We start from the raw sequence: 23,668 nt of genomic DNA, 5'->3' as shown, positions 1-23,668 counted from the left end.
GCGACCACCGCCGCCCCGGTGAACCGGCACCACCGCTCGGGCGGACCGCCGCCGCCATGAAGGGCCGCTGCCGTCACGTCGGACCGTCGCCGCCGCCCCCTCGGAACGCCACCGCCTGCAGGGCTGCTCCTGCCGCCACCACGGAGCTCCGTGGGACCGCCGCTGCCTCGTGAGCCGCCACCGCCGTGTCGGACCGTCGCCGTCACTGCGGACCGCTTCCGCCGCCCTGTCAGGCCGCTACCGCCCCGAGGGCGGCGTCCCGAGGACGGTGTCCCGAGGGCGGCGTCCCGAGGCTCGGGTCGCGGGAGCGGCGTCACGAGGGCGGCGTCCCGAGGGCGGCGTCCCGAGTGAGGGCCCCCACGCGAAGGCGGCGCGAGTGTGGCGATCGGCGGGTGGGCGGTGTCGGGTGGTCAGGCGGTGAGGCGGGCGCGGACGGCGGCGGCGACGCGGCCGCCTTCGGCCTTGCCCGCGACCTTGGGGTTGACCACCTTCATGACCTGCCCCATGGCCTGCGGCCCGGACGCGCCGGTCTCGGCCACGGCCGCGTCGACGATCTGAGCCAGCTCCTCGTCGGAGAGCTGCGCCGGCAGGTACTCCTCCAGCACCGCCTGTTCGTCCAGCTCGGCCTGGGCCTGCTCGGTGCGTCCGGCGTTCTGGAACGCCTCGGCGGCCTCGCGCCGCTTCTTGGCCTCCTTGGTCAGCACCTTGATGACCTCGTCATCGCTGAGCTCCCTGGCCGTCTTGCCCGCCACCTCCTCGACGTTCACGGCCGCCAGAGCCATGCGAATCGTCCGGAGACGGACTTCGTCCCGGCTCTTCATCGAGGCCGTGAGATCGGCCTTCAGCTTGTCCTTCATTGCGCTCATGCGGTCCATCTTGCCGTCTGCCGGGACGCCTCGTGCCCGTTGTCAGGCATCATGAGTACGTGAGGAAAGCCGTCGCAGTGCCCCTGTCCATGATCGGTCTCGGCCTGGCCGGGCTGGGCTACGCCTCCGTCGTGGAGCGCAACTGGTTCCGCCTGCGCCGCTTCGACGTGCCGGTGCTGGAGCGCGGGCGGCGTCCCGTACGCGTGCTGCACCTGTCCGACCTGCACCTGACCCCCAGGCGCACGATGCTCATCAACTGGGTGCGCTCCCTGGGCGCCCTGGAGCCCGACCTGGTGGTCAACACGGGCGACTCGATCGCCCACCCCGAAGCGGTCCCCGCGCTCCTGCACGCCCTGGAGCCCCTGCTGTCCCGTCCCGGCCTGTACGTCTACGGGTCCAACGACCTCTACGCCCCCCAGCCGAAGAACCCGGCCCGCTACCTCTGGCGTACCTCGAAGAACGACCGCCGCCAGCACATCCCCAACCTCCCGTGGGAGGAACTGGGCGCCGGCATGGCCGCCGAGGGCTGGCTGGACATGAACAACACCACCGCCCGCGTCAAGATCGGCGACCTCGACGTCGCGGTGGCGGGCATCCACGACTCCCACATCTCCCGCGACCGCTACGACCTGGTCGCCGGCCCGGCCCCCGCCGACGCCGACCTCCGCCTCGGCGTCATGCACTCCCCCGAGCCCCGCAACATGACCCGCTTCGCCGAAGACGGCTACCAGCTCCTGCTCGCCGGCCACACCCACGGCGGCCAGCTCTGCATCCCGTTCTACGGCGCCCTGGTCACCAACTGCGGCATCGACCGTGCCCGCGTGAAGGGCCTGAGCCGGCACGAGAGCTCCTGGCTGCACGTGTCCGCCGGCCTCGGCACCTCGCCGTACGCACCGGCCCGTTTCGCGTGTTTCCCGGAGGCGACGTTGCTCACGCTGGTTCCGCGACGCTGAGGCGGTCACGAGTACCCGCGAAGTCCGCTAGACTTTCTCAAGCACGCGCAAGACGGGCGTGCACCGGGGTGTAGCGCAGCTTGGCAGCGCGCTTCGTTCGGGACGAAGAGGTCGTGGGTTCAAATCCCGCCACCCCGACACAGTTTGACCAGGTAGAGGGTCTGATCCGCTCAGCGGGTCGGGCCCTTTTCCGTTTCCGGAAGTCGATGGGAGCCATCTCGCTCGGACTCAACCCGTCGGCTTGTCGCCGAAGACGGTGTTCATGGTGAGCGTCCTTGGTGATCACCGGCTTGAACCGGCGCCGGTAGACGGTTTCGGTGACGCCGGCGCCCGCGACCCGACGAGAGCGGCGATGGTCTCGATCGGTTCCGCGGGGCTTGCGGGTCCTGGTGTCGCCTTGTGCCCGGTCGGCTCGACACGGAGCAGCGCTGTGGTCCCATGGCTTGACCGCGCCGCACGGGATGGCCGCGCCCGAACACCACAGTTGAGGTTCTTCGGTGTGTGCTTACGAGGTTCAGCGTCGCCGTGCCACTGAGACGCTACGGCAGAACTGCCCGCCATCGGGCGACTTGGTAGCCCTCGCTACGATACGCGGCGTGAGCGATGACTCTTCCGTGATGAGCACCGGGCGCCTGGAGGCGTTCAGCGACGGCGTTTTCGCCATCGCGATCACGCTGCTGGTGCTCGAGATCCGGCTGCCCGAAGGCTGGGAAAAGGACCTCGGGGGTGCGCTGATCGGCCTGTGGCCGTCCTACCTCGCCTACATGGTGACGTTCCTGCTGGTCGGGATGATCTGGATGAACCACCATCGGATGTTCCACTTCATCCGCAGGACCGACGGCCTGCTGCTGGCCCTCAACGTGCTCCTCCTGATGGATGTCGCCTTCTTGCCGTTTCCCACGCATGTGCTGGCCGAGGCGCTGCACGCCGACCATGGCACCCAGATGGCCGCCGTCTTCTATGGAATCGTGCTGGTGATCGGCGGCATCTTCTACAACGCCGTGTGGTGGTACGCCTCGTCAGGGCACCGCCACCTCGGCGGGCACATCACTCCGGCCGAGGCACGCTCGTTGCGATTTCGTTGGGGCATGGGGCCGGTGCTCTATCTCGTCGCGACCGTCATCGGCGCGTTCAGTGCGATCGGCGCGCTCGTGTTCTACGTGTTGTTGCTCATCTTCTACATGTTCGACATGCGCCCTAGGCGACAGGCTGCGTAGCACCCCACGGACAGTATCGCCGCAGGTAGGAGGCGCGAGTTCGGGGTTGCCGCTGGGAGCGGGAGCCCGTGTTCCGTTCGTCCTACTGGTTGGCGGGTTGGTAGCCGTCCGGCGGGCTGTTCTTGGTGTACCAGGTCTTGCCGGTGGCCAGGTCGAGGAAGAAGTTTCTGCGCTCCTCCGTCCCCGCGTTCCCTCGGAGGACCTCGAACGGGCCCTTGGTCGACCAGCCCTTGCCCGATTCGATCGAATCGCCGTCGGGGAGGCGGGGGCGCACGCGGTGGATGCGCTCGCGGGTGGTGAGGTCGTAGGTCTCGACGAGGTCGCCGTACTCGCTGATGACCACGAGCCGGCTGCGGTCCGGCTTGAGGAAGGCGGTGTCGGATTTCAGGAGCACGTCGGGGATGGCGATGTTCAGCAGTTCCTTGCCGCCATGGTCGTGGGCCACCAGGCGGGAGTCCGTCGTGACCACCACGCCCGCGGAGTTGACCTGGAGCACCTTCAGCGCGCCGGGAAGCGTGATCTCGCTCCACGACCTGGTGTCGATGACGCGGGTGCCGTTCCTGGCCAGGGCGACGTACCTGCCGCGGTCGCTGACGCTCACCTCGGGCACGTCCGCGTCGGCGAGCCGGCCGCTGAGATCATGCCGGGTCCCCGCGTGTTCGTAGACCATGCGGCGCGAGGTCCGGTCCAGGTAGACGGCGGTTCGCCGATCGGGGCTCACCACGAACGGCGCCGCCTTCGGCGCCCCGCCCTTCATGACGACGTACGGCGCGGCCTGCGGGAACGGCATGTCGTCCACCAGCCAGTAGCGGCACGGGTCGTCCATCTCGTCGATCCAAGGACAGGTGGGGCGTTTCACCTCGCCGATCTCCTGGAAGGAAGCTCGCTGCTCCGGGAACTGCCGGGGCATCGTGTACTGCTGCACTTCGCTCGGCAGCGCCTGCCGGGGCACGATGAGAACACCGGCGAGCACTGTCGCGGCTCCCGCCAGATATCCGGCGCGAACAGACCATCGGCGAATGGCCGAGTCCGTCTCGTCCGGAATTTCCGGCCCGGCATTTCGCTCGGCATACGATATCGCTGTCACCACCGCGACCACGACGACAGCATGGGCGAGCCGGGTCGGGGTGATTCCCCGCGATAGCAGGAGATAGCAACCTGTCACGGCGGAACCGCACACGGCGAGCAGCCAGACCCGGCGATAAAGGGCGTTAGCGTCCGGCGACCGTACGACACGGAATACCGGAACCACGCACCAGCCCAGGACAAGATAGAACGGATCCGCGGTCAGGCCCGCAACGGGGGCGGCGAGGACCACGGCCACCAGCCGCCACCGGCGCAGACCGGTGAAATAGGTGATGATCCGGCGAGCATTGGTGCCGGCGACGGTGAGGCCCGTCAGGGCGGCGAACCTGTCGAGGCGTCCTTGGCTGAGGGGCACGGCTGCGGCGAGCACGGTGACCAGCACCGCCACCCAGGAAATCACCGGGGGTATCGACACAAGGCGCCACGATATATGGTTCCATCTCGTGAGTTCAGCGGATATATGGCAGCAATTCGGCATCGCCCCGCGTACGCGTATGCCGGCCGTAGTGTCCATCTGTCTCGTGCTGATGTGTGTGGCGGCGAGCTTGTGGTGGTCAGGGGCGACAACGCCGCGGATCCAATGGACAATCGACAGCTTCTTTCCCTCGGCCGACGTGGACGACAATGGTGTGCTGTCCACCAGGGCCCTGTTCGAGCTCGAGAACGAGGCGATTTCCCCAATCACCATCACGGATATCTCAATGTCCATACCGGGCCTGCGTCTGCTCCCTCCCGAGAGCTCGCAGGACGAATCGGCCAAGACCACTGTTGAGGGCCGCGGAATGGACTCGGTGAGCCGGCGGATCGTCATCACCGACTGCGGGGCGGTGCCGCACGAGCCGCGGCCGATCCGATTCACCTACCGGACCTGGCTGGGGACGGGTTCGTCGGAGGTGACGCCGACGTCGTGGCAGCTGACCGGGAAGGCGGGCCAGGTACCCGTGGCCTGGCAACGCGGCCTGGCCGGCCTGGTGTGCAACAAGGCGGTGAGCGGCGAGTTCTGACCGCCGTCCGACAGGAGAGCCGCCCACAGGAGAAGGGCACTGCGCGTGCGTCCCGTAACGAAGATCGCCACCGGGCTGGTCGTCGCCTTCGGCGCCCTCCGGCTCAACGGCCTCGACCTGCTGTTCGACCCCGTCGGCTGGGGGCTGTGCGCCGCCGGGCTGCTGTCGTTGGAGCAGCCCGGCGACGCCTTCGCCAGGGCCCGGACATCGGCGGGCTGCATGGTCCCCGTCTCGCTGGTGGCCGTTTTCATGGGCGGCGAACCCACGGACGGGCCGATCAAGGACGTGATCGGCATCGCCGCCACGGCCGGCGCCCTGATCGCCGTCTGGCTGATCGTGGACGCGTTCATGATCCACCTGCGCTTGAGCGGCGACACCTCACAGGTCGCCCTGCTGGACGTGCTGCGCTGGGCGGTGGCGGGTCTGGGCGCGGCCGGCCTGCTGGCCGGGCACGGCTACGCCGAACTGTCACCCGTCCTGCTCGCCGGGTGGTTCGCCGCGCTCGTCGTCCTGGTCGTCATGCTCTTTCGCCTGGCCGACAGGCCGGAGTTCTCCGACGGCAAGGTCGGTTCCATGTAGCGCGATGACGAGAGTCCGTGCCGGATCACCGGCATCCGGCTTTCTGCTGCAGTGTCCGGACGAGGTCGGCGGGCAGGTCCGAGTCGCTGACCTGGAGCGTCGCCTTGCCGGCCATCGTCAGGTAGCCGCCGACGACGTGCATGGACTCCGGGACCGACGCCTTGGTCACCGGTTCGGTCTCCTCCCCCTCCTTCGTCCAGAAGGCGGGGCCGAGGACGTCGAACGCCTGGACGTCCACACCGCGGGCCTTGAGCAGGGCGCGCACCTCACTGACGGGCCTGTTGTGGTACGGCGCGCAGTGCATGGGCTCGCCCAGCGAGTCGAAGCCGGTGGTGATCTCGTACTTCTCGCCGGGACGCGCCTCCCGGCCGAGGATGACCTCGGCCGAACCCTTGAAGTCCCGGCTGACCTTGATGCTGATCGGGCAGCCGCCCGCCGTCTCGCAGCCTTCCTGCCGGTCGACCACCTCGATCCCGTTCGGTTCCACCGTGCTCGGGGCGACCGAGCCGACGTTGCTGGGCGTGGACGGCAGCAGCCGCAGCTTGATGTCGAGCCCGGCGTCGCGCAGCTGCTGCTGGTACACCTCCGGCTTGGCGAACATGTCCTTGACCTCGATGACGAAGTAGCCGCCCTCGTCCTTGACGGTGAGGGCCGAGGCCGAGGCGGGCCCGAGGGTGACGACGACGGCCAGCGACGCCGCGAGGGCGCCCACCGCGGCAGGCAGCGCGAGCAGGGTGCGCCGCCTCCTGCGCGCGGGCAGGGCGGGGGCCGGCTCCGCCTCCATGATCTTGTACATGGTCTCCCGGGCGCCGTCGGTCAGGCCCGGCCCCGCGGGCGAGGCGAGATGCCTGACGATGTCGTCGAGTTCGTCGTTCATGAGGTCTCCTTGGCGAGACGGACGGCCCGCGAGCCGTACCGGGCAAGATCGGGGTCTTCGGCGGCGAGCTCGGCCGCCAGGCGCTTCCTGGCGCGGTGCAGGCGCTGCCGGACGGCGAGGCGCGAGCATCCGAGCACCTGCGCCAGCTCGGCGTTGCCGAGCCCCTCCCAGGCGACGAGCGAGAGCACCTCCCTGTCGTCGGCGGACAGCCGCATGAAGGCCGCGCGGGCGGTCTCGGGCGCGGTGCCGGCCGCGGGGTCGGTCCATTCCGCGAGTTCGGCGCGCAGGCGCGTGGTGAGGGCCGCCCTGCGGGACTCGCCGCGGCGGTGGTTGGCCAGCGTTCGCCGGGCCACCGCGTACAGCCAGAGCCGGGTGCGGTCGCCGGTGGGCACCTCGCCGAGCCGCCGCCACGCGGTCGTGAACGTCTCGGCGATGACGTCGGCGACGTCGTGAGGGTCGTCGCTGCGCCGCCGCACATAACCGGAGACGGTCGCGTAGTGCTCGGTGTAGAGCTCCTCGAAGCGTTGCCGGGGGTCCGGTGGGCCCACGTGGTCGTCCCTTCCGTAGGGGTATGTCACATCAAGCAGGTGTCCGGATGGGTGCGGGCGTGACAGGCGAATACGGAGAAGGCCGCCTCCGGAGTACGGAAGCGGCCTTGTCGCTGCGGTTTTCCTACGGTCGGTGGTCGAGGTGGTGGCGGTAGGCGTCCAGGACCAGGCCGTGGAAATGGTGGACGGCGTGCTCCGACAGTCCTGAGCCGTCGGGGTCGTACACGATCTTGCCCTGGGTGAACGCGGGCGTGCGCATGCCACGCTGGACGCTCTCCACCAGGGCGATGTCCTCCACCTGGAGCACCTCGTCGATGTAGCGGATGCTGTCCAGCTCGGCCTGGTCGGGCTCGGCGGTCTCCAGGTAGAAGTCCCAGGTCTCGCGGGTGCGCCCGGGGCCGTCGGGGACGATCTGCAGGACCATGAAGTTCCCCCGGCCGGGGTAGCGGAGCAGGCACGTGTTGGGCCAGAGCCACCAGACGGCGTGCTCGGTGACCGTCGCGCCCGACACGTCGTAGGCGGAGTTCTCCGACCTGCCCGCCTGCGCCATGTGGCTGGAGTAGATGCCGTACGTGGTGACCTTGTACGTGCTCATGTCCACCAGGGACACGAAGTCCTTGTGCGCCACGTGGCAGTGGTAACACTCCAGGAAGTTGTCGACGACGTTCTTCCAGTCGGAGGCGATGTCGTAGGTGAGCCGGCGGGCCAGGGTCAGCCCGGCCACGTCGGGGGCCCGTGCCGCGATCTCCGTCTCCAGGCTCCCGGCCTGCTCCGTCAGAGGTGGCGCGTCGGGGGCCAGGTTGACGTAGACCATGCCGGCGAACTCGGTGACCTGGATCCGGTCGAGGCACACCGTGGCGGGATCGAAGCCGGGCATGCCGTCGGTGTTGCGGGCTCGTCGCAGGCGGCCGGTCAGGTCGAAGTTCCAGGCGTGGTACGGGCACACGATGCTGCGCCGGACGCCGGAACCGGTCAGGAGTTCGTGCGCTCGGTGCTTGCACACGTTGTAGAAGGCGCGCAGGATGCCGGACTCGTCCCGTACGGCGACGATCGGCAGGCCGGCCACCGTTCCCGTCACGTAGCTGCCCGGCGCCCGCAGGCGTTCCACGTGACACAGCCATTGCCAGGTACGGGCGAAGATGGCCTGCTGGTCGATGTCGTGCCATTTCGGGTCGGTATAGGCGTCGGCGTGCAGGGACATCGACAGTGCGGGATCGGGGTGGTATCCGGCGGAGATGTGATCGAATGCGGGGTTCGAGGCGGGGGTCACCGTACCTCCGGGGCATGAGCCGCATTGAGGGCTGATGATCCATTGTGTACGGATCGCCGGCTCGCTTCCATGGGTGACGCCGCCTTCGCCCTTTCGGGCGTCGTTCGCGCGGGCCCCGGAGGCCGTCCGGCCGAAGAAGAAGCCGCGAATGAGCAGGAAAGCGCCGGCCACGAAAGCCGATCGAGACCGCCGCCTCCGCACCGGTCTTGGCGATTATCGCGCCGCACTGCTACGGGTGCGCAATGGGCGGTATCCGGGGCTCGTAATGGGCCCTGACGGGAAACTCCGATCGGACCGGCAGCTGAACGGCGGCGGAAATCTGGGACTGGCGTTATCGAGGATATTGATGGGATGATCCGACGATCAATTGTTGATTTCAGCAGAAGGGGTTGTCGAATGAGTCCGTCTTCCCGGGCGCTGCCGATGGCGGGGTTCATGTTCTCCGCCGTCGGAGTGGGCGGTGTGGTTCTGCAGATGTTGAGCGTGGCCTATCCCGACGGCGATCCGGCAAAGGCGCGGGCGGCCGCGGAGTTGTTGCGGCAACTGGCGGGACGCGTGGACGCCAGCCTTGACGACGTGGAGGAGGTGGCGGCCCGGGTCTGGCGTCCGCCGAGTTCCGGTGCGGGCATTGACGCGTTCCGGACGTATTTCAACCAGGAGATCGCGCCTTATCCGCCGCGCGTCTCCGCCTACGTCCGGGGGCTGGCGGACGCGGTCGAGGATTATGCCGAACTGCTGGAGCGCACCCAGCACACGTTGCGGACGATGGCCATGATCCAGTGGCTGGAACTGCTGATGTTCTTCTGCTGGCCGGCGATCGACAAGAAGGTCCAGGTGATGATCAACTGGGCGATACGCAGGTCGCAGGCGCGGCTGCTGCTGAAGATGTTCGAGCACGCCGTGGGCAAGCGGTTCATCTACGCCGTCGGGGGCAGCCTGGCCTACACCGTTCTCGACCAGGCGGTCGTCGACGGGCTCAAGCTGGCGAGGGGCGAGGACACCGGCTCCTGGGGGGACCGCGGCGACTACATGCTGAAGAACTTCGCGGCGGCCATGGTCTTCTACCACGTGGACCCCGCCAACTTCGGCAAGGCCGCAAACGTGCTGCCGAAGAACCCGGCGGCGCGGAACGCGGTCGTGTTCCTGACCGGGTCCACCATCTTCAGCACCACCGCCAACGCACTCAACCGGCCGGGCGACGTCGTGGACGACCCGGTCAGCCTGTTGCCGACCTGGCAGCAGATGCTCGCCAAGCTGGGCGTCGCCGCGGGCCAGGACCAGTTCAGGCGGTGGCGCCGGTACTGAGTGCCGGTCACGTCGTCAGTCCCGGGTGAAGCGACGGACCTCGTCGGCGAAGGGGGCCAGACCGGTCGTCATCAGGCCGGACATCTGGGCGGCGAGGTCCTCGGCGGCGGCGTTCGCGGCGGCCAGGACGGCCTCGGCCAGGGCGTCCGCACCCAGTCGCATGGCGCGCGGATCGATGCGCAGGCCGCCGAGCGCGCCGGTCGGCAGCACCTCGGCCGTCACCTGGCCGTCGGCGGCCTCGCCACGGCCGCGGACGGCGTCGAGGGTCTGCTGCAACTCCTCCAGCGGGCGGACGTCGGCCTGGAACTGGCCGAGGAGGTGACGCATCTCGTCGTCGAGGTAGGGGGTGGGGTCTTCGGGGGTGGTCATCGGGGGCTCCAGGGGTGTCAGATGAGCTGTCCGTCCTTGGGGGAGAGCCTTGGCGGGTCGGACACTTTGGGCAGAGATTCGATGGTGGCCCAGTTGGCGACGTCGAAGCTGGTCCGCATGTCGGCCAGGCGGTCGGCCACCGCCGGATAGACGTCGCGCAGGGCGTCGACGTAGGTCTCGGCCTTCTTCAGGGCCGTCGAATAGTTCTTCTTGAAGGTGTTCGCGGTCTCGTCCGTGCCGGCGAAGTCGCCCAGTGCGGCGAGGGCGTCGAGGATGCGGCGGGTGTCGGTCGCGAATTCGGTGCGCTCGGCGAGGAAGGCGCCGGCGGCCTTGGTGAAGGTGGTGCCGTGCACCTCGGTGGTCGGCATCCCGGAGCCCTGGGGGGCGGCCGCGGTCGGGGCGGGGGCCGAGGGGGTGGCGCTCGGGGCGGGAGCCACCGCCGAAGGGCTCGGTGTCCCACTGGGGGTGGTGGTCGAGGTCGGGGCTGGCGTCCCGGTCGGGGTCGGGGTCCCGGTTGGCGTCCCGGTCGAGGTCGGGGTCCCGGTCGGGGTCGGCGTCCCGGTTGGCGTCCCGGTCGGGGTCGGCGTTCCGGTTGGTGTCCCGGTTGGTGTCCCGGTGGGGGTCGGGGTTCCGGTGGAGGTCGGGGTGGGGGTGGGGTACGGGGTCGTGGGGCTGGGGGTCGGGGGCTCGCTGGGGGTCGGGGACGTGGGGCTCGGGGCGGGGGTACCGGTCGGGGTGGGGGTGGGCGGCTCGTAGGTGGGCATGACGGTTCTCCTGTCGGTACGTGGCCGCCGGCGGGCGCACAGAGTTGTCCACAATACCGACAGGAATACGGGGCAGGGGCTACGACTCGTAGATGGGGGCGAGATCGGCGAAGATGCGGTAGTTCGAGATCAGGCCGTCGTCGCGGGTGTGCCAGATCGACACGGCCACCACCGCGGCGTCCTTGCCGTCGAGCCGCCGGTACGTCACCTCGGTCTCGGCGATCGTGTCGGCCCCCACCTGCCAGTCCCGGACGATCCGGTGCCGCAGGCCACCGATGGTCGAGTAGAACGTCCGCAGGCCGGCGGCGACGGCGTCGCGTCCCACCATGGGCTCGGCGTTGCCGAACACCAGGATGGCGTCCTCGGCCAGCAGCTCGGCGAACTTGTCGGGGTCGAACGAGTCGACCGTCCGGAAAACGCGTCGTACCACATCGTGGGACATGTTGATCATTCCTCACGGGGACGGGGTCGCTGGTGGGGACGATACGGGACGACGCGTTCCCGTGCGACAGGCCGGCGCGTCCGAAGCGCGTCCGGCGTTCCGGCGGGTGCTCAGGCGGGCGAGGCCCCGGTGGGACCGGCCGGCGACTCGAAGGTGATCGACACGATGGCGCTGATGGCGAGGTTGTGCTCCCGGGCGCCGCCGGAGGCCCGGTCCGAGGACTCGACGGTGACGACGGAGTCGCCCCGGCGGGTGACGTGGCCGGTGAAGGAGTCGCCGCTCAGCAGGCGTACCGAGATGACCCGGTTCTCGTGGCGGGCGTTGTCGAGGAGCGCGATCCAGGAGGTGATGAGCCCGGTTCCGGGGGGTTCGAAGGGGTCTTGGGTCATGAGCACCCCTCTGCCCTGAACGAAGAGAAGGGAACGGCCCGGACCGGGGTCCTCACCGGCAGGCAAGGGACCGGAGGCGGCTCAGCCCGTGCAGCCCTCGCCCGACAGGGAGCCGTTCCAGGAGAAGGCCGTGCGGCACAGGTACGTGCCGGGGTCGGGGCCGGCCGTGATCGTGACGTTGACGTTCACGTAGCCGACGCCCTCGCAGTCCTGGCCGGAGATCGTGCCGTGGTCGATCCAGCCGAGGAAGCAGGTGTAGGAGCCGTCGGCGCGGGCGGCCTGCGCGGGCAGCAGCGAGCAGATGAGCGCGGCCGCCGCGGCGACGGCCGTACGCCGGATGAGGGTCACGACTCCACGCTAGGAAGCCCCCCGAAGGCCGCCTAGTACGACATGTCACCGATCGTCGTGAAATTTCGTGTGATGTCGTGGGACGAATTCACGCGCCCTTCAACGGCAGGACATCCAGCGCGGATACCTTTCGACCCTTATCTGTAGGTTTGCTGCCAAGGGAAGCGTCATGTCTCGTTCGTTCATCGCCATGCTGGCCGTCGGCGCGGCTCTGGCCACCACTGTCGCCGCGCCCGCCGACGCCGCCTCGGGACGGCAGCCGCGCGTCCTGTCCGACGTGACGCTGCCCGCCCCCGACCTGACCGCCTTCGAGCCGGACATCGTCAAGGACTCCCGCGGCGTCAAGCTGGGCGGCCTCGGCAGCGGCCTGTTCCCGGCCAGGCGCGCGGGCGAGTACTGGATGGTCACCGACCGCGGCCCGAACGGCGAGCCCAAGGTCAACGGGGAGAAGCGGCGCACGTTCCCGGTGCCGGAGTTCGCGCCGGCGATCGTCCGCGTGGCCGTACGGCACGGCGCGGCGCGCATCGTGGAGAGCATCCCGCTGAAGACCTCCGACGGCACCCCGATCACCGGCCTGTCCAACCAGTCCGGCCACGACGAGATCCCCTACACCTGGGACGGCCTGACGCAGCTCCCCTACGACCCGAACGGCCTGGACACCGAGGACATCGTCACCGACGGCCGCGGCGGCTTCTGGCTGGCGGACGAGTACTCCCCCTCGCTGCTGCACGTGGCGGGCGACGGCCGCGTCCTGGCCAGGTACGTCCCCAAGGGCCTGAAGCTCACCGGCGCCGGCTACCCGGTCCACGAGACGCTGCCCGCGATCCTCGCGACCCGGCAGCAGAACCGCGGCATCGAGGCGCTGGGCGTCTCGCAGGCCGAGCGCGCCCTGTACCTGGCCGTGCAGAGCCCGCTCGCCAACCCCGACAAGAAGACCGGCAAGGCGTCGAGCACGGCCCGCATCCTGCGGGTGGACCTGCGTACCGGCCGCCCGACCGGCGAGTGGGCCTACACCATGGAGAACGTGGCCACCTTCGACCCGGCGGCCGAGCAGGGCGACATGAAGATCTCGGCCCTGAACGTGCTGAGCCCCGGCCGCCTGCTGCTCCAGGAGCGCACCGACGCCGTGGCCCGCCTCTACACCGTGGACCTGCGCCGGGCGACGAACCTGCTCGGCGGCCGGCACGACGACCCGGCCACCACGCCCTCGCTGGAGGCGTCGCTGCCGTCGAACGTCACCGTCGCCACCAAGGCGCAGGCCGTGGACCTGGCGGCGATCCCCGGCCTGCCCGGCAAGATCGAGGGCGTCGCCCTGCTCGACCCGGTGACGCTCGCCGTGGCCAACGACAACGACTTCGGCCTCGGCACCTTCGACGCCGACGGCCGCCTGGTGGACTCGGGCGTGACCAGCCGGATCCTGACGATCCGCCTGGCCAAGCCGCTCTTCTGAGCCGTCCCGTCAGGACGACGTGCTCGCGTACGGGTCCCAATCGCCGGGAAGGAGCTCGGGAGCCGTCACGGCCGAGGTGATCGGGCGGAACTCGGCGCGTTCGCCCGACTCGGTGATGGCCGTCATGAGCTCCAGCACGTGCAGCGTCAGCTCGCCCGAGGCCCGGTGCGGCGTGCCCGCGCGCAGCGACCGGGCCAGGTCGAGCACGCCGATGCCGCGTCCGGCCCGGCCGGCGGCGACGGGCAGCTCGCGCCAGTCGGGGTCGTGCCGGCCGCGGGCCAGCAGCGGGCCGCCGAAGGTGTTGGGGTCGGGCAGCAGCAGGGCGCCTTCCGTGCCGATCACCTCGATCAGCTTGCGGCTGACGGGCGAGTCGAAGCTGAAGGTCGCGGTGGCGGTGGCCGTGCCGGGGAAGTCCAGCAGGGCGTTGACGTGGGTAGGCACGTCCACGGGGAAGAGGGTGCCGGCCTTGGGGCCCGAGCCGACGACCCGCTCGGCGCGGGCCCTGCGCGTGCCGCCCGCGACCCGGGCGACCGGGCCGAGCAGGGAGACCAGCGCGGTCAGGTAGTAGGGGCCCATGTCGAACAGGGGGCCGCCGCCGGGCCGGTAGTAGAACTCGGGATCGGGGTGCCAGGACTCCGGGCCCAGGTTCTGGAAGGCGACGGTGATCCCGACCGGCTCGCCGATCAGGCCGGAGCGCAGGGCGTGCGCCGCGGCCTGGAGCCCGGGGCCGAGGAAGGTGTCGGGGGCGCCGCCGACGCGCAGGCCCAGGTTGGCGGCCTCGGCCATGACCTTGGCCGCCTGGTCCATGTCCAGGGCGAGCGGCTTCTCGCCGTACACGTGCTTGCCGGCGCGCAGGGACTCCAGCGCGACGGCCGCGTGCGCGGCCGGGACCGTCAGGTTGACCACGATCTCGACCTCGGGCAGGGCGAGGATCTCGGCCAGGCTGCCCGAGGTGGGCACGCCGTGCTCGCGGGCCGCCGCGGCGGCCCGGCCGGTGTCCAGGTCGGCCACGCCGAGCACCCGCACGTCGGGGAAGGCGGTGAGGTTGCGCAGGTACTGGGCGCTGATCACCCCGGCGCCGACGACCGCGACGCCCACGGGCCCGCTGCTCATGCAGCCTCCAGACTGGTTCCGCTGCTCATGAGCCCTCCAGGCCGGTGAGGTGGGCGTGGCTGTCGGCGAGTGCGGTGAACAGGTCGGTCGCGCACGTGTCGAGCTCGACGATCCGCCAGGCGTCCGGCACGGCGGCCAGGATCTCGGGCACCGGCATCGCGCCCGCCCCCACCGCCGTGTGCGGCTCGCCCTTCATCACCGGCCCGTCCTTGACGTGCAGCGCGAGCGTGCGCCCGGCCAGGCGGCCGAGCAGGGCGGGCACGTCGGCGCCGCCCACGGCCGCCCAGTACGTGTCGATCTCCAGGAACACCTCGGGGGCGAGCAGGTCGGCCAGCGCCTCGATGGCGTGGCGGCCGTCGATGCTGGGCTCGATCTCCCACCAGTGGTTGTGGTAGCCGATGCGCATGCCGTGCCCGGCCGCCTGCTCGGCCAGGCCGTTCAGCAGGTCGGCGGTGCGCGCGAGGCCGTCGCGGGTGGTGAACTCGGCCTCGGGGACGCCGCCGGGGATGATCACCAGGTCGGCGCCGACCGTGGCGACGGCGTCGAAGACCTCGGCGGGCTCCTGGCTGAGCAGCGCGTACGCGTGCGTGCTGCTCACCGCGAGCCCCAGGTCGTCGATCACCTGGCGGAAGCCCTTGGGGTCGGCGGTCGGGTCGAAGGGCTCGACGGCGCCGTAACCGATGCCGGCGATGCGCTCAAGGGTGCCGTCGCGGTCGGCGGCGAGCTGCTCCCTGACGGTGTAGAGCTGGACGCTGAGCGGCCTGGTCATCCACGGACCCCCATGAGGTGCTCGAGGGCGAGCTGGTTGAGCCGGGTGAAGTGGAAGCCGCGCCGGGCCGCCGCCTCGGGGTCGAAGTCGTCGGCGGCCAGGTCCTGCCAGGTCTCGCCCGCGGCGAGGGTGGGCCGGGCCAGCTCGTCCACGCGGGAGGCGCGCAGCGCCTCCTGAACCTCGGCGTCGGCGCGGAAGGCGCGCGACTTCTCCTTCAGGATCAGGTACGTGCGCATGTTCGCGGCGGCCGAGTCCCACACGTCGTCGGGGTCCTCGGTGCGCAGCGGCTTGTAGTCGAAGTGCCGGGGGCCGTCGTAGCCGCCGTTCTCCAGCAGGTCGACCAGGAAGAAGGCGCTCTTGAGGTCGCCGTGGCCGAAGATCAGGTCCTGGTCGTACTTGGGGCCGTGCTGGCCGTTGAGGTCGATGTGGAACAGCTTGCCGTGCCACAGCGCCTGGGCGATGCCGTGGACGAAGTTGAGCCCCGCCATCTGCTCGTGGCCGACCTCGGGGTTGAGGCCCACCATCTCGGGGTGCTCCAGGTCGTTGATGAGCGCCAGGGCATGGCCGATGGTCGGCAGCAGGATGTCGCCGCGCGGCTCGTTGGGCTTGGGCTCCAGGGCGAAGCGCAGGTCGTAGCCGCGGTCGAGGACGTACTGGCAGAGCAGGTCCAGGCCCTCCTTGTAGCGGTCGAGGGCCGCCTTGACGTCCTTGGCCGCGTCGGACTCGGCGCCCTCGCGTCCGCCCCAGCACACGTACGTGGTCGCGCCGAGCGAGGCGGCCAGGTCGATGTTGCGCATGACCTTGCGCAGGGCGTACCGGCGCACGTCGCGGTCGTTGCTGGTGAACGCGCCGTCCTTGAACACCGGGTGGGTGAACAGGTTCGTGGTGGCCATCGGGACCTTCATCCCGGTCTCGTCCAGGGCCTTGCGGAAGGCGGCGATCGCCTTGTCCCGGTCGGGCTCGACGGCCAGCAGGTCGTCGTCGTGGAAGGTGACGCCGTACGCGCCGAGCTCGGCCAGCCGGTGCACGCTCTCGACCGGGTCGAGCGCGGGACGGCTCGCGTCGCCGAACGGGTCACGGGCCTGCCAGCCCACGGTCCAGAGTCCGAAGGTGAAGCGATCGGCGGGTGTCGGAGTGAAGGATGACATTTGCTGACGTCCCCTACCTTTAGTCCATAATCTGTACATAATCCTGAGGAGGCATGCATGGTGGCGTCAAGGGGGGTCCGGCATGATTCCATGCGTGCCCGCAATCTGGCCGTGGTACTCCAGGCCGTCCACGGGCAAGGCCCGCTCACCAGGGCGGCGCTGGCCGAGCTCACCGGGCTGACCAAGACCACCGTGTCCAGCCTGGTCGCGGCCCTGCTGGAGGCCGGCGCGGTGAGCGAGTCGGGCGCGGTGCGCGACGGCGAGCGCGGGCGGCCCGGCGTGGCCGTGGGGCTGAGCGGGCACCGGGTGGCCGCGCTCGGGCTGGAGGTCAACATCGACTACCTGGCCGCCTGCGTGGTCGACCTCACCCGGTCCGTACGCCTGCGCCGCACCCGCCCGGCCGACAACCGCGGCTCCGACCCGGCCGGCGTGCTGCAACTGCTGCGCGACCTGGTCAAGGAGGTCACCGCGGAGGCCGAGGCGGCCGGGCTGCGGATCATCGGCGCCGCGCTGGCCGTGCCCGGCACGGTCGAGGGCGGCCTGCTGCGCAACGCCCCTCATCTGGGCTGGCGCGACGTACGGGTGGCCGACCTGCTCGACCTGCCGTGCGCGGTCGACAACGAGGCGAACCTGGCGGCGCTGGGCGAGTTGTGGTTCGGCTCGCGGGCGACGGACTTCCTCTACGTCTCAGGCGAGATCGGCGTCGGCGCCGGGCTGGTCGTGGACGGGACCGTGTTCCGGGGGACGTACGGGCTGGCCGGCGAGCTCGGGCACGTCGTCGTGACCCCCGACGGCCCCGCCTGCCGGTGCGGCGGCCGCGGCTGCCTGGAGGTGTACGCGGGCCAGGACGCCCTGCTCGGCGCGCTGGACTCGGTCGCCGCCCTGGTGAACGCGCTGACCGAGGGCGACCGGCACGCGCTGGCCGCCTGCGCGCGGGCCGGGGAGGCGCTCGGGGTGGCGCTCACCTCGGCCGTGCACCTGCTGGACCCCGGCCGGATCGTGCTCGGCGGCATCTTCGCCCCGCTGTTCCCGTGGCTGGCGGCGCCGGCCCGGGACGTGCTCGCGGCCCGGCTGGGGCAGATGCGCGGCACGCCGCCCGCCCTGGTCGTCTCGGCCAACGGCGCCGACGCGGCGGTGCTGGGGGCGGCCGGGCTGGTCATCCAGCGGATCGTCGCCGACCCCGCGGACGTGCTGGGCCTGTGAGGGTCAGTAGTAGCCCTTGTTCCCGTCGACCAGCTCCCTGACGATGTCGAGGTGGCCGGCGTGCCTGGCGGTCTCCTCGACCATGTGGATCAGCACCCAGCGCAGCGAGGACGCCGCCGACCGGAAGTCGGGGTGCTTGCCGACGTCGTCGAGCGAGTGGGCGGCGACGATCTCGTTGGAGCGCTCGCACTGCTTGGCGTAGTCGTCGAGGAGCTGGGCCAGCGTGACGCCCTCGACCAGCATGTCGGCGTCTTCGGGCGCCTCCAGGAACTGCGGGTTGCCCTCGGCGCTGCCGCCCAGGAAGAGCACCTCGAACCAGCAGTGCTCGGTCCAGCGCATGTGGGCGACCAGACCGGCCACCGTCATCAGGGGCGAGGTCGGCAGGACCGGCCGGTGGGCGTCGGCCTCTGACAACCCCTCGCACTTCCACTGGACGATCGAGCGCTGCATGTCCAGCCAGCCGACGAGCTGGGTACGTTCGTCGGCCACGAAGGGCGGACGTACACGGGGTGGCGTCATGCGCCGGAGGCTACTGCAGGGCTCACCGGCAACGCACCGCATTTTCGGCCGGTTCGCGTATGACCCTGGCGAGCCGCGACAATGGCTCGATGGCGGAAAGTGCAGAGGCCGACTGGGTCTCCAGGTTCGCGGACGAGGTGATCTCCGAGGCGGAGCGTCGTGCCCCGGGCAAACCGATCGTCTGCGCCTCCGGGCTCAGCCCCTCGGGCCCCATTCACCTGGGCAACCTGCGCGAGGTCATGACCCCCCACCTCGTCGCCGACGAGATCAGGCGGCGCGGCCTCGACTGCGTGCACCTGCTGTCCTGGGACGACTACGACCGTTTCCGGCGGGTGCCCGCGGGCGTCGACCCGTCCTGGGCCGAGCACATCGGCAAACCGCTGACCTCGGTGCCCGCCCCGCCGGGCAGCCCGCACGCCAACTGGGCCGAGCACTTCAAGGCGCCGATGACCGCCGCGCTGGCCGAGCTTGGCGTCGACTACCGGGGCATCAGCCAGACCGAGCAGTACACCTCGGGCGCCTACCGGGAGCAGATCCTGCTGGCCATGCGCGAGCGGTCGCGGATCGACGCGATCCTGGCGGCGTACCGGACCAAGGACGGCGGCCGGGAGGTGGCCGACTACTTCCCGTACAGGCCGTACTGCGAGCTGTGCGAGCGCGACCTCACCAAGGTCACCGCGTACGACGACGAGACGACCGAGCTGGCCTACACCTGCGAGTGCGGGTTCGGCGAGACCGTGCGCCTGGCCGAGCACGACCGCGGCAAGCTGGTGTGGAAGGTCGACTGGCCGATGCGGTGGGCGTACGAGGGCGTGGTCTTCGAGCCTTCGGGCGTCGACCACCACTCCCCCGGCTCGGCCTGGATCGTCGGCGGCCAGATCGTCGGCGAGGTGTTCGGCGGCGAGCAGCCGATCGGCCCGATGTACGCCTTCGTCGGCATCACCGGCATGGCCAAGATGAGCAGCTCCAAGGGCGACGTGCCGACCCCGGCCGACGCGCTGGAGATCATGGAGGCGCCCGTGCTGCGCTGGCTGTACGCCCGCCGCAAGCCCGCCCAGTCCTTCAAGGTCGCCTTCGACCAGGAGATCCAGCGCCTCTACGACGAGTGGGACGCCCTGGCCCGCAAGGTCGCCGCCGGCCAGGCCCAGCCCGCCGAGCTGGCCGCCCACGCCCGCGCCGTGGGCACCGCCGCCGGGCCGCTGCCGGCCACGCCGAGCCCGGTGCCCTACCGCACGCTGGCCTCGATCCTCGACATCACCACCGGCCACGACGAGCAGGCGCTGCGCATCCTGCGCGACCTCGACGCCGTCGACGAGCTCGACCAGGCCCGCCCCCGGCTCGACCGGGCGCAGCGCTGGGTGGCCGACCACCTGCCCGCCGACCAGCGCACCCACGTGCGTGAGACGCCCGACCAGGAGCTGCTCGACTCCCTCGGGCAGACCGAGCGCGAGTCGTTGCGGCTGCTGGCCGAGGGCCTCGACGACTGGACGCTCGACGGCCTCACCGGCCTGGTCTACGGCGTGCCGAAGCTCCAGGCCGGTCTTGACGCCGACGCCAAGCCCACGCCGGAGCTGAAGGCGGCCCAGCGCGCGTTCTTCGTGCTGCTCTACCGGCTGCTGGTCGGCCGGGACACCGGGCCGCGACTGCCCACGCTGCTCATGGCGGTGGGCGCCGACCGGGTGCGGAAGCTCGTCGGCGGGTGAACGGCGTCGTCCTGGTCACCGGGATCTCGGCCGCGGGCAAGTCCACGGTCGCCCAGGCGCTGGCCGAGCGCCTGCCGCGGTCGGCCCACGTCCGGGGCGACACCTTCCGCCGCATGGTCGTGGGCGGCCGGGCCGAGATGACGCCCGGGTCGGAGGAGGAGGCGGTGCGCCAGTTGCAGCTCCGCTACCGGCTCGCGGCCCGAGCGGCGGACTTGTATTTCGAAGCAGGATTTACAGCAATTGTGCAAGATGTGGTCCTTGGAGAGGACTTGGAGCGGTTCACCCGGTGGATCCGCACCCGTCCGCTCCGGGTGGTCGTGCTCGCGCCCGACGCCGCCGCCGTCGAGCGCCGCGAGCGCGAACGCGCCAAGACCGGCTACGGCGCCTGGACGATCGCCCAGCTCGACGCCGCTCTGCGGGCCGGTACGCCGCGGATCGGCCTGTGGCTGGACACCTCCGCGCAGTCCCCCGCCGAGACCGTCGACGAGATCCTCGCGCGGGCGGACGAGGCATTGGTCGGTGGAGATCGCATATAAGTAGGATCACTGCAAGGCAGTGTCAAGTGGGCTGCATGTGTGCAGGTGCACCTTGTACCCATGAACAAGCAGCCCTTCGCCGCCAGTGTCAGTGTCATCGTCCCCGCGATGAACGAAGCCGAGAACCTTCCCCACGTCTTCGCCACGCTGCCCGACTGGATCGACGAGGTGATCCTGGTCGACGGCAACTCGACCGACGACACCGTCGCCGTCGCGCGCAGGCTGCGCCCCGACCTCCGGGTCGTCGTGCAGAGCCGGCGGGGCAAGGGCAACGCCCTCATCGAGGGTTTCCAGGCCGCCCGGGGCGACATCATCGTCATGATCGACGCCGACGGCTCCACCGACGGCAAGGAGATCCGCTCCTTCGTCGAGACCCTCATCGACGGCGCCGACTTCGCCAAGGGCTCCCGGTACGCCCCCGGCGGCGGCTCCGACGACCTCAGCCCCATCCGGTCGCTGGGCAACAAGGTCCTCACCGGCCTGACCAACATGCTTTACGGCACCCGGTTCACCGACCTGTGCTACGGCTACAACGCCTTCTGGCGCGACCACCTGGACGTCATGGAGCTCGACTGCGACGGCTTCGAGATCGAGACCCTCATGAACGTCCGGGCCGCCCAGGCCGGCCTGGTCATCCACGAGGTGCCCAGCCACGAGCGCTCCCGGATCCACGGCGCGAGCAACCTGCACGCGGTGCGCGACGGCTGGCGCGTCCTGAAGACGATCATGCGCGAGCGTACGCGCGGCACCGCCCTGATGCCGCAGACCGAGGTGGCGCTCGCGAAGTAAGAAGTGACATTCTCGGACAATGCGCTACATAGTGATCGGAGCAGGAGCAGTCGGCGGCACCATCGGCGCCCGCCTCCACCAGGGCGGGCACGAGGTCGTGCTCGTCGCGAGAGGCGCGCACCACGAGGCGCTCGAGCGTGACGGACTCCGCCTGATCACCCCCGACTCCGACGAGACCCTGCGCATCCCCGCGGCCTCCGGCCCGATCCCCACCCGCGACGACGACGTGCTGATCCTGGCCACCAAGTCCCAGGACACCCTGGCCGCCCTCGACCCCTGGCCGGCGGACCTGCCGGTGGTGTGCGCCCAGAACGGCGTGGCCAACGAGCGCACCGTCCTGCGCAGGTCCGAGCGGGTTTACGGCATGTGCGTGTGGCTGCCCTCCCAGCACCTCGAACCCGGCGTCGTGGCCGCCTACGGCCGGCCGTACTCGGGCCTGCTGCACGTCGGGCGCTATCCCCAGGGTGTGGACGACCTCGCCGGGCAGATCGCCGACGACCTCGGCAAACACGGGCTGCTCGCCCGCGCCACCCCCGACGTCATGCGCTGGAAGCACGGCAAGCTGCTCAGCAACCTCGGCAACGCCGTCGAAGCCCTCGTCGGGCACGCCGACGGCATGGTCGAGCTGTTCGACAGGGCCCGCGCCGAGGCCGTCAGCGTGTTCGAGCACGCGGGCATCCCCTACTCCACCCCCGAGGACGAGCGCCGGGTGCGCGGCGACCAGGTGGAGGTCGTCCCCATCGAAGGCGTCCAGCGTGGCGGCGGGTCGTCCTGGCAGAGCCTGGCCAGGGGCAGCGGCTCGATCGAGGCCGACTACCTCAACGGCGAGATCGTCCTGCTCGGCCGCGAGCACGGCGTGCCCACGCCGGTCAACGAAGTGCTGCGCCGCGAGGCCAACCGGGTCGCCCGCGAGAAGCTGCCGCCCGCCTCGATGCCGGTGGCGGAGCTGACCGCGCTCATCGACGCGCGTTCCGCAGCCTGATCCCGCTGAACCGCATGCTGCTGCCCGTCACCTCGTGCCAGAACGGCCACAGGTTGTCCAGCACGCGCAGCTGGATCCCGGCCTGCTCGTGCAGCTCGAACAGGTCGCCCACCGGCTCGGGCGGGCCGAGCGGGACGACCGGCTCCCTCGACACCACGGCGTGCGGCGGGTCGCCGATCGGCGCGAACCCGGCCGCGGGCAGGCGGTAGGCGTACAGGCGGACGTCCATGATGGCCTGGAGCCAGGCGTACTCGACGGCGTGCACGCGGTCGCCGCAGCCCGCGCCGGCGATCCTGGCCACGTCCTCGTCGGTCGTGTCCGGCCCGCGCCAGGCCATCGCCCGCGGGCAGGCGCGCGGGAACCAGTGGTCGGGGCAGCGGTCGTGGCCGACCGCCCACACGTACGGCTCGCCGAGCGAGGACGTCTGCGCGACATGGGGCACGAACCGCTCGATGGTCGGGTCCTCGGAGAAGTGCAGCACCTGGCCTGGCTCGGGTCTCATACCCGCCATCATGCGCATACCCCGTCTCCGTCAGGGCAGAAGAAACGCGCTCTGACGACAAGGGGTGAGTTCGGATGGTCTTATTGGGTCTGATCCTGGTCCTGCTCGCCGGCGGCGCCGTCGCCTTGGTGGCGACGGAGGAGAGCTCCAGGTACATCCTGTTCGGCAACACCTACCAGCTCGACCACGTCCAGATGTTCCTCGCGGGAGCGGTCGCCGCGGCCGCCCTGCTGGCGGGGATCTGGCTGATCGGCGTCGGGTCGCGCAGGACGGCCAGGAAGCGCCGCAGGCTGCGGGCCGCCCGCGCCGAGGCGTCCGACCGGGTCTCCCGGCTGGAGGGCGAGAAGCGCGACCTCGAACGGCGGCTCGAACGCGACCGCAACCGCGCCGCGAACGACGGCGTGACGGACGGCCGCGTCGCACACGAACGGGTCGCGAGCGAGCGAGCCGCACACGAACGGGCGGACGGCGACCGGCTGGTGGCCGGCGGCCGTCCCGACGACACCAGGCCGTGAGCTCATGGGCGCGAGGGCAGCAGCTTGCCCTCGCGCCAGAGCGCGAACCCCGTGACCAGCGCTCCCACGCCTTCCCAGAGCCCCACGCCGAAGAACTCGCCCGGCGCCGCCCCCGTCAGCACCAGCGTCGTGAACACCGCGAACGTCACCAGCCTGAACGGCACGGTCCACCGGAAGAACGGCGTGTAGTCGGCGGATGCCGCGAAAACGTAATAGACCCCCATGTTCACCGCCGCCATCGACGAAGCCGCCATGTAGACCAGCGTGTAGTCGCCGGACGGGCGTACGTCGAGCACCTCGAAACCCAGCAGGACCAGCAGGGAGTCCGGCGACAGCAGCCCGACGAGCCCGAGCGCAAAGGCGAGCACGCCGAAGACGCCGATGGTCCAACCGGCGGTGGAACGCGGAAGACGCACAGAAAT

28 protein-coding genes and 1 tRNA gene are annotated in these 23,668 nt (G+C 70.6%); 13 read left to right on the top strand and 16 right to left on the bottom strand.

From position 1 onward, the window contains the following. Window positions 1-410: 410 nt before the first annotated feature. Window positions 411-866, bottom strand: a complete 456-nt coding sequence (locus ABZ459_RS05220) for a GatB/YqeY domain-containing protein (protein WP_357966123.1) — start codon at window positions 864-866, stop codon at window positions 411-413. Window positions 867-955: 89 nt separating this feature from the next. On the opposite strand from ABZ459_RS05220, the gene ABZ459_RS05215 reads away from it, so the two are divergent. The 3 genes from ABZ459_RS05215 to ABZ459_RS05205 all read left to right on the top strand — a co-directional run bounded on the left by ABZ459_RS05215 (window position 956) and on the right by ABZ459_RS05205 (window position 3,036). After that, entirely contained in the window at window positions 956-1,819 is an 864-nt protein-coding gene (locus ABZ459_RS05215) for a metallophosphoesterase (RefSeq protein ID WP_357967435.1), read from the top strand. A gap of 64 nt (window positions 1,820-1,883) precedes the next feature. Beyond that, window positions 1,884-1,957, top strand: a tRNA-Pro gene (locus ABZ459_RS05210). Between the two features lie 458 nt (window positions 1,958-2,415). Beyond that, a complete protein-coding gene (locus tag ABZ459_RS05205; protein WP_357966121.1) occupies window positions 2,416-3,036 on the top strand; it encodes a TMEM175 family protein in 621 nt (206 codons plus the stop codon). Window positions 3,037-3,118: 82 nt separating this feature from the next. Here the strand turns inward: ABZ459_RS05205 and ABZ459_RS05200 are convergent, their stop codons facing one another. Next, window positions 3,119-4,510 carry a hypothetical protein gene (locus ABZ459_RS05200; RefSeq protein ID WP_357966119.1) on the bottom strand — a complete coding sequence of 464 codons (1,392 nt, stop codon included), beginning with the start codon at window positions 4,508-4,510 and terminating at the stop codon, window positions 3,119-3,121. On the opposite strand from ABZ459_RS05200, the gene ABZ459_RS05195 reads away from it, so the two are divergent. Next, window positions 4,494-5,126, top strand: coding sequence for a hypothetical protein (locus ABZ459_RS05195; protein WP_357966117.1), 633 nt, complete (start codon window positions 4,494-4,496; stop codon window positions 5,124-5,126). The genes ABZ459_RS05200 and ABZ459_RS05195 overlap by 17 nt on opposite strands. Before the next feature lie 45 nt (window positions 5,127-5,171). Continuing rightward, window positions 5,172-5,705, top strand: coding sequence for a hypothetical protein (locus ABZ459_RS05190; protein ID WP_357966115.1), 534 nt, complete (start codon window positions 5,172-5,174; stop codon window positions 5,703-5,705). 25 nt (window positions 5,706-5,730) lie between these two features. Here the strand turns inward: ABZ459_RS05190 and ABZ459_RS05185 are convergent, their stop codons facing one another. The 3 genes from ABZ459_RS05185 to ABZ459_RS05175 form a co-directional block, all read right to left on the bottom strand. Beyond that, on the bottom strand, window positions 5,731-6,582 hold the full coding sequence (locus ABZ459_RS05185) for a hypothetical protein (protein WP_357966112.1): 852 nt from the start codon (window positions 6,580-6,582) through the stop codon (window positions 5,731-5,733). Then, the gene (locus ABZ459_RS05180; protein WP_357966111.1) at window positions 6,579-7,130 is read right to left on the bottom strand and encodes an RNA polymerase sigma factor; all 552 of its coding nucleotides are present in this window, start codon (window positions 7,128-7,130) and stop codon (window positions 6,579-6,581) included. Before ABZ459_RS05180 ends, ABZ459_RS05185 begins: the two co-directional genes overlap by 4 nt. Before the next feature lie 124 nt (window positions 7,131-7,254). Next, window positions 7,255-8,400, bottom strand: a complete 1,146-nt coding sequence (locus ABZ459_RS05175; protein ID WP_357966108.1) for a ring-hydroxylating oxygenase subunit alpha — start codon at window positions 8,398-8,400, stop codon at window positions 7,255-7,257. A 396-nt stretch (window positions 8,401-8,796) separates the two neighbouring features. Between ABZ459_RS05175 and ABZ459_RS05170 the strand changes: the two genes are divergently transcribed. Next, window positions 8,797-9,705: a hypothetical protein gene (locus tag ABZ459_RS05170; RefSeq protein ID WP_357966106.1), complete on the top strand. Its 909-nt coding sequence runs from the start codon at window positions 8,797-8,799 to the stop codon at window positions 9,703-9,705. A 15-nt stretch (window positions 9,706-9,720) separates the two neighbouring features. Here the strand turns inward: ABZ459_RS05170 and ABZ459_RS05165 are convergent, their stop codons facing one another. From ABZ459_RS05165 to ABZ459_RS05145, 5 genes are all read right to left on the bottom strand, one after another. Next, window positions 9,721-10,074 carry a YbaB/EbfC family nucleoid-associated protein gene (locus ABZ459_RS05165; RefSeq protein ID WP_357966104.1) on the bottom strand — a complete coding sequence of 118 codons (354 nt, stop codon included), beginning with the start codon at window positions 10,072-10,074 and terminating at the stop codon, window positions 9,721-9,723. Between the two features lie 17 nt (window positions 10,075-10,091). Further along, the gene (locus ABZ459_RS05160) at window positions 10,092-10,511 is read right to left on the bottom strand and encodes a hypothetical protein (RefSeq protein ID WP_357966101.1); all 420 of its coding nucleotides are present in this window, start codon (window positions 10,509-10,511) and stop codon (window positions 10,092-10,094) included. Between the two features lie 406 nt (window positions 10,512-10,917). Then, window positions 10,918-11,280, bottom strand: a complete 363-nt coding sequence (locus tag ABZ459_RS05155; protein ID WP_357966098.1) for a nuclear transport factor 2 family protein — start codon at window positions 11,278-11,280, stop codon at window positions 10,918-10,920. Window positions 11,281-11,390: 110 nt separating this feature from the next. Continuing rightward, entirely contained in the window at window positions 11,391-11,669 is a 279-nt protein-coding gene (locus ABZ459_RS05150; protein ID WP_357966095.1) for a hypothetical protein, read from the bottom strand. An 81-nt stretch (window positions 11,670-11,750) separates the two neighbouring features. After that, the gene (locus ABZ459_RS05145) at window positions 11,751-12,017 is read right to left on the bottom strand and encodes a hypothetical protein (protein WP_357966093.1); all 267 of its coding nucleotides are present in this window, start codon (window positions 12,015-12,017) and stop codon (window positions 11,751-11,753) included. Between the two features lie 169 nt (window positions 12,018-12,186). Here ABZ459_RS05145 and ABZ459_RS05140 point away from each other — a divergent pair, with 169 nt between their 5' ends. Next, complete coding sequence (locus tag ABZ459_RS05140; RefSeq protein WP_357966090.1) at window positions 12,187-13,467, top strand: esterase-like activity of phytase family protein; 1,281 nt, start codon at window positions 12,187-12,189, stop codon at window positions 13,465-13,467. Window positions 13,468-13,476: 9 nt separating this feature from the next. Here ABZ459_RS05140 and ABZ459_RS05135 read toward each other — a convergent pair whose 3' ends face one another. The 3 genes from ABZ459_RS05135 to xylA are packed head-to-tail and all read right to left on the bottom strand — an operon-like array spanning window position 13,477 to window position 16,497. Then, window positions 13,477-14,580 carry a Gfo/Idh/MocA family oxidoreductase gene (locus ABZ459_RS05135; protein WP_357966087.1) on the bottom strand — a complete coding sequence of 368 codons (1,104 nt, stop codon included), beginning with the start codon at window positions 14,578-14,580 and terminating at the stop codon, window positions 13,477-13,479. Between the two features lie 25 nt (window positions 14,581-14,605). Then, complete coding sequence (locus ABZ459_RS05130; protein ID WP_357966085.1) at window positions 14,606-15,349, bottom strand: sugar phosphate isomerase/epimerase; 744 nt, start codon at window positions 15,347-15,349, stop codon at window positions 14,606-14,608. Continuing rightward, complete coding sequence (xylA, locus tag ABZ459_RS05125; protein ID WP_357966083.1) at window positions 15,346-16,497, bottom strand: xylose isomerase; 1,152 nt, start codon at window positions 16,495-16,497, stop codon at window positions 15,346-15,348. Before xylA ends, ABZ459_RS05130 begins: the two co-directional genes overlap by 4 nt. A gap of 90 nt (window positions 16,498-16,587) precedes the next feature. Here xylA and ABZ459_RS05120 point away from each other — a divergent pair, with 90 nt between their 5' ends. Continuing rightward, complete coding sequence (locus tag ABZ459_RS05120; protein WP_357966081.1) at window positions 16,588-17,700, top strand: ROK family transcriptional regulator; 1,113 nt, start codon at window positions 16,588-16,590, stop codon at window positions 17,698-17,700. Between the two features lie 3 nt (window positions 17,701-17,703). On the opposite strand, the gene ABZ459_RS05115 is transcribed toward ABZ459_RS05120, so the two are convergent. Continuing rightward, window positions 17,704-18,219 (bottom strand): DinB family protein, encoded by a 516-nt coding sequence (locus tag ABZ459_RS05115; protein WP_357966078.1) that lies wholly within the window; start codon window positions 18,217-18,219, stop codon window positions 17,704-17,706. Window positions 18,220-18,308: 89 nt separating this feature from the next. Here ABZ459_RS05115 and lysS point away from each other — a divergent pair, with 89 nt between their 5' ends. Genes lysS through ABZ459_RS05095 form a run of 4 tightly spaced genes read left to right on the top strand, consistent with a single transcriptional unit; the run spans window position 18,309 to window position 22,229 of the window. Then, window positions 18,309-19,922 carry a lysine--tRNA ligase gene (lysS, locus tag ABZ459_RS05110; RefSeq protein WP_357966075.1) on the top strand — a complete coding sequence of 538 codons (1,614 nt, stop codon included), beginning with the start codon at window positions 18,309-18,311 and terminating at the stop codon, window positions 19,920-19,922. Then, on the top strand, window positions 19,919-20,458 hold the full coding sequence (locus tag ABZ459_RS05105) for an AAA family ATPase (RefSeq protein WP_357966072.1): 540 nt from the start codon (window positions 19,919-19,921) through the stop codon (window positions 20,456-20,458). The genes lysS and ABZ459_RS05105 overlap by 4 nt, the downstream gene beginning before the upstream one ends. Window positions 20,459-20,518: 60 nt before the next feature. After that, a complete protein-coding gene (locus ABZ459_RS05100) occupies window positions 20,519-21,247 on the top strand; it encodes a glycosyltransferase family 2 protein (RefSeq protein WP_357966069.1) in 729 nt (242 codons plus the stop codon). A gap of 19 nt (window positions 21,248-21,266) precedes the next feature. Then, window positions 21,267-22,229 (top strand): 2-dehydropantoate 2-reductase N-terminal domain-containing protein, encoded by a 963-nt coding sequence (locus tag ABZ459_RS05095; RefSeq protein ID WP_357966066.1) that lies wholly within the window; start codon window positions 21,267-21,269, stop codon window positions 22,227-22,229. Here the strand turns inward: ABZ459_RS05095 and ABZ459_RS05090 are convergent. Next, window positions 22,204-22,731 (bottom strand): DUF6886 family protein, encoded by a 528-nt coding sequence (locus ABZ459_RS05090; RefSeq protein ID WP_357966063.1) that lies wholly within the window; start codon window positions 22,729-22,731, stop codon window positions 22,204-22,206. The genes ABZ459_RS05095 and ABZ459_RS05090 overlap by 26 nt on opposite strands. A 74-nt stretch (window positions 22,732-22,805) precedes the next feature. Here ABZ459_RS05090 and ABZ459_RS05085 point away from each other — a divergent pair, with 74 nt between their 5' ends. Next, complete coding sequence (locus ABZ459_RS05085) at window positions 22,806-23,246, top strand: hypothetical protein (protein ID WP_357966060.1); 441 nt, start codon at window positions 22,806-22,808, stop codon at window positions 23,244-23,246. A gap of 2 nt (window positions 23,247-23,248) precedes the next feature. Here the strand turns inward: ABZ459_RS05085 and ABZ459_RS05080 are convergent, their stop codons facing one another. Further along, window positions 23,249-23,662, bottom strand: coding sequence for a hypothetical protein (locus tag ABZ459_RS05080; protein WP_357966058.1), 414 nt, complete (start codon window positions 23,660-23,662; stop codon window positions 23,249-23,251). Window positions 23,663-23,668: the final 6 nt, after the last annotated feature.

This window comes from Nonomuraea sp. NPDC005692 (assembly GCF_040631115.1).
GTDB lineage: Bacteria > Actinomycetota > Actinomycetes > Streptosporangiales > Streptosporangiaceae > Nonomuraea.
Note: the sequence above shows the minus strand (reverse complement) of the source record. Positions and strands in the feature narration are given on the sequence as shown.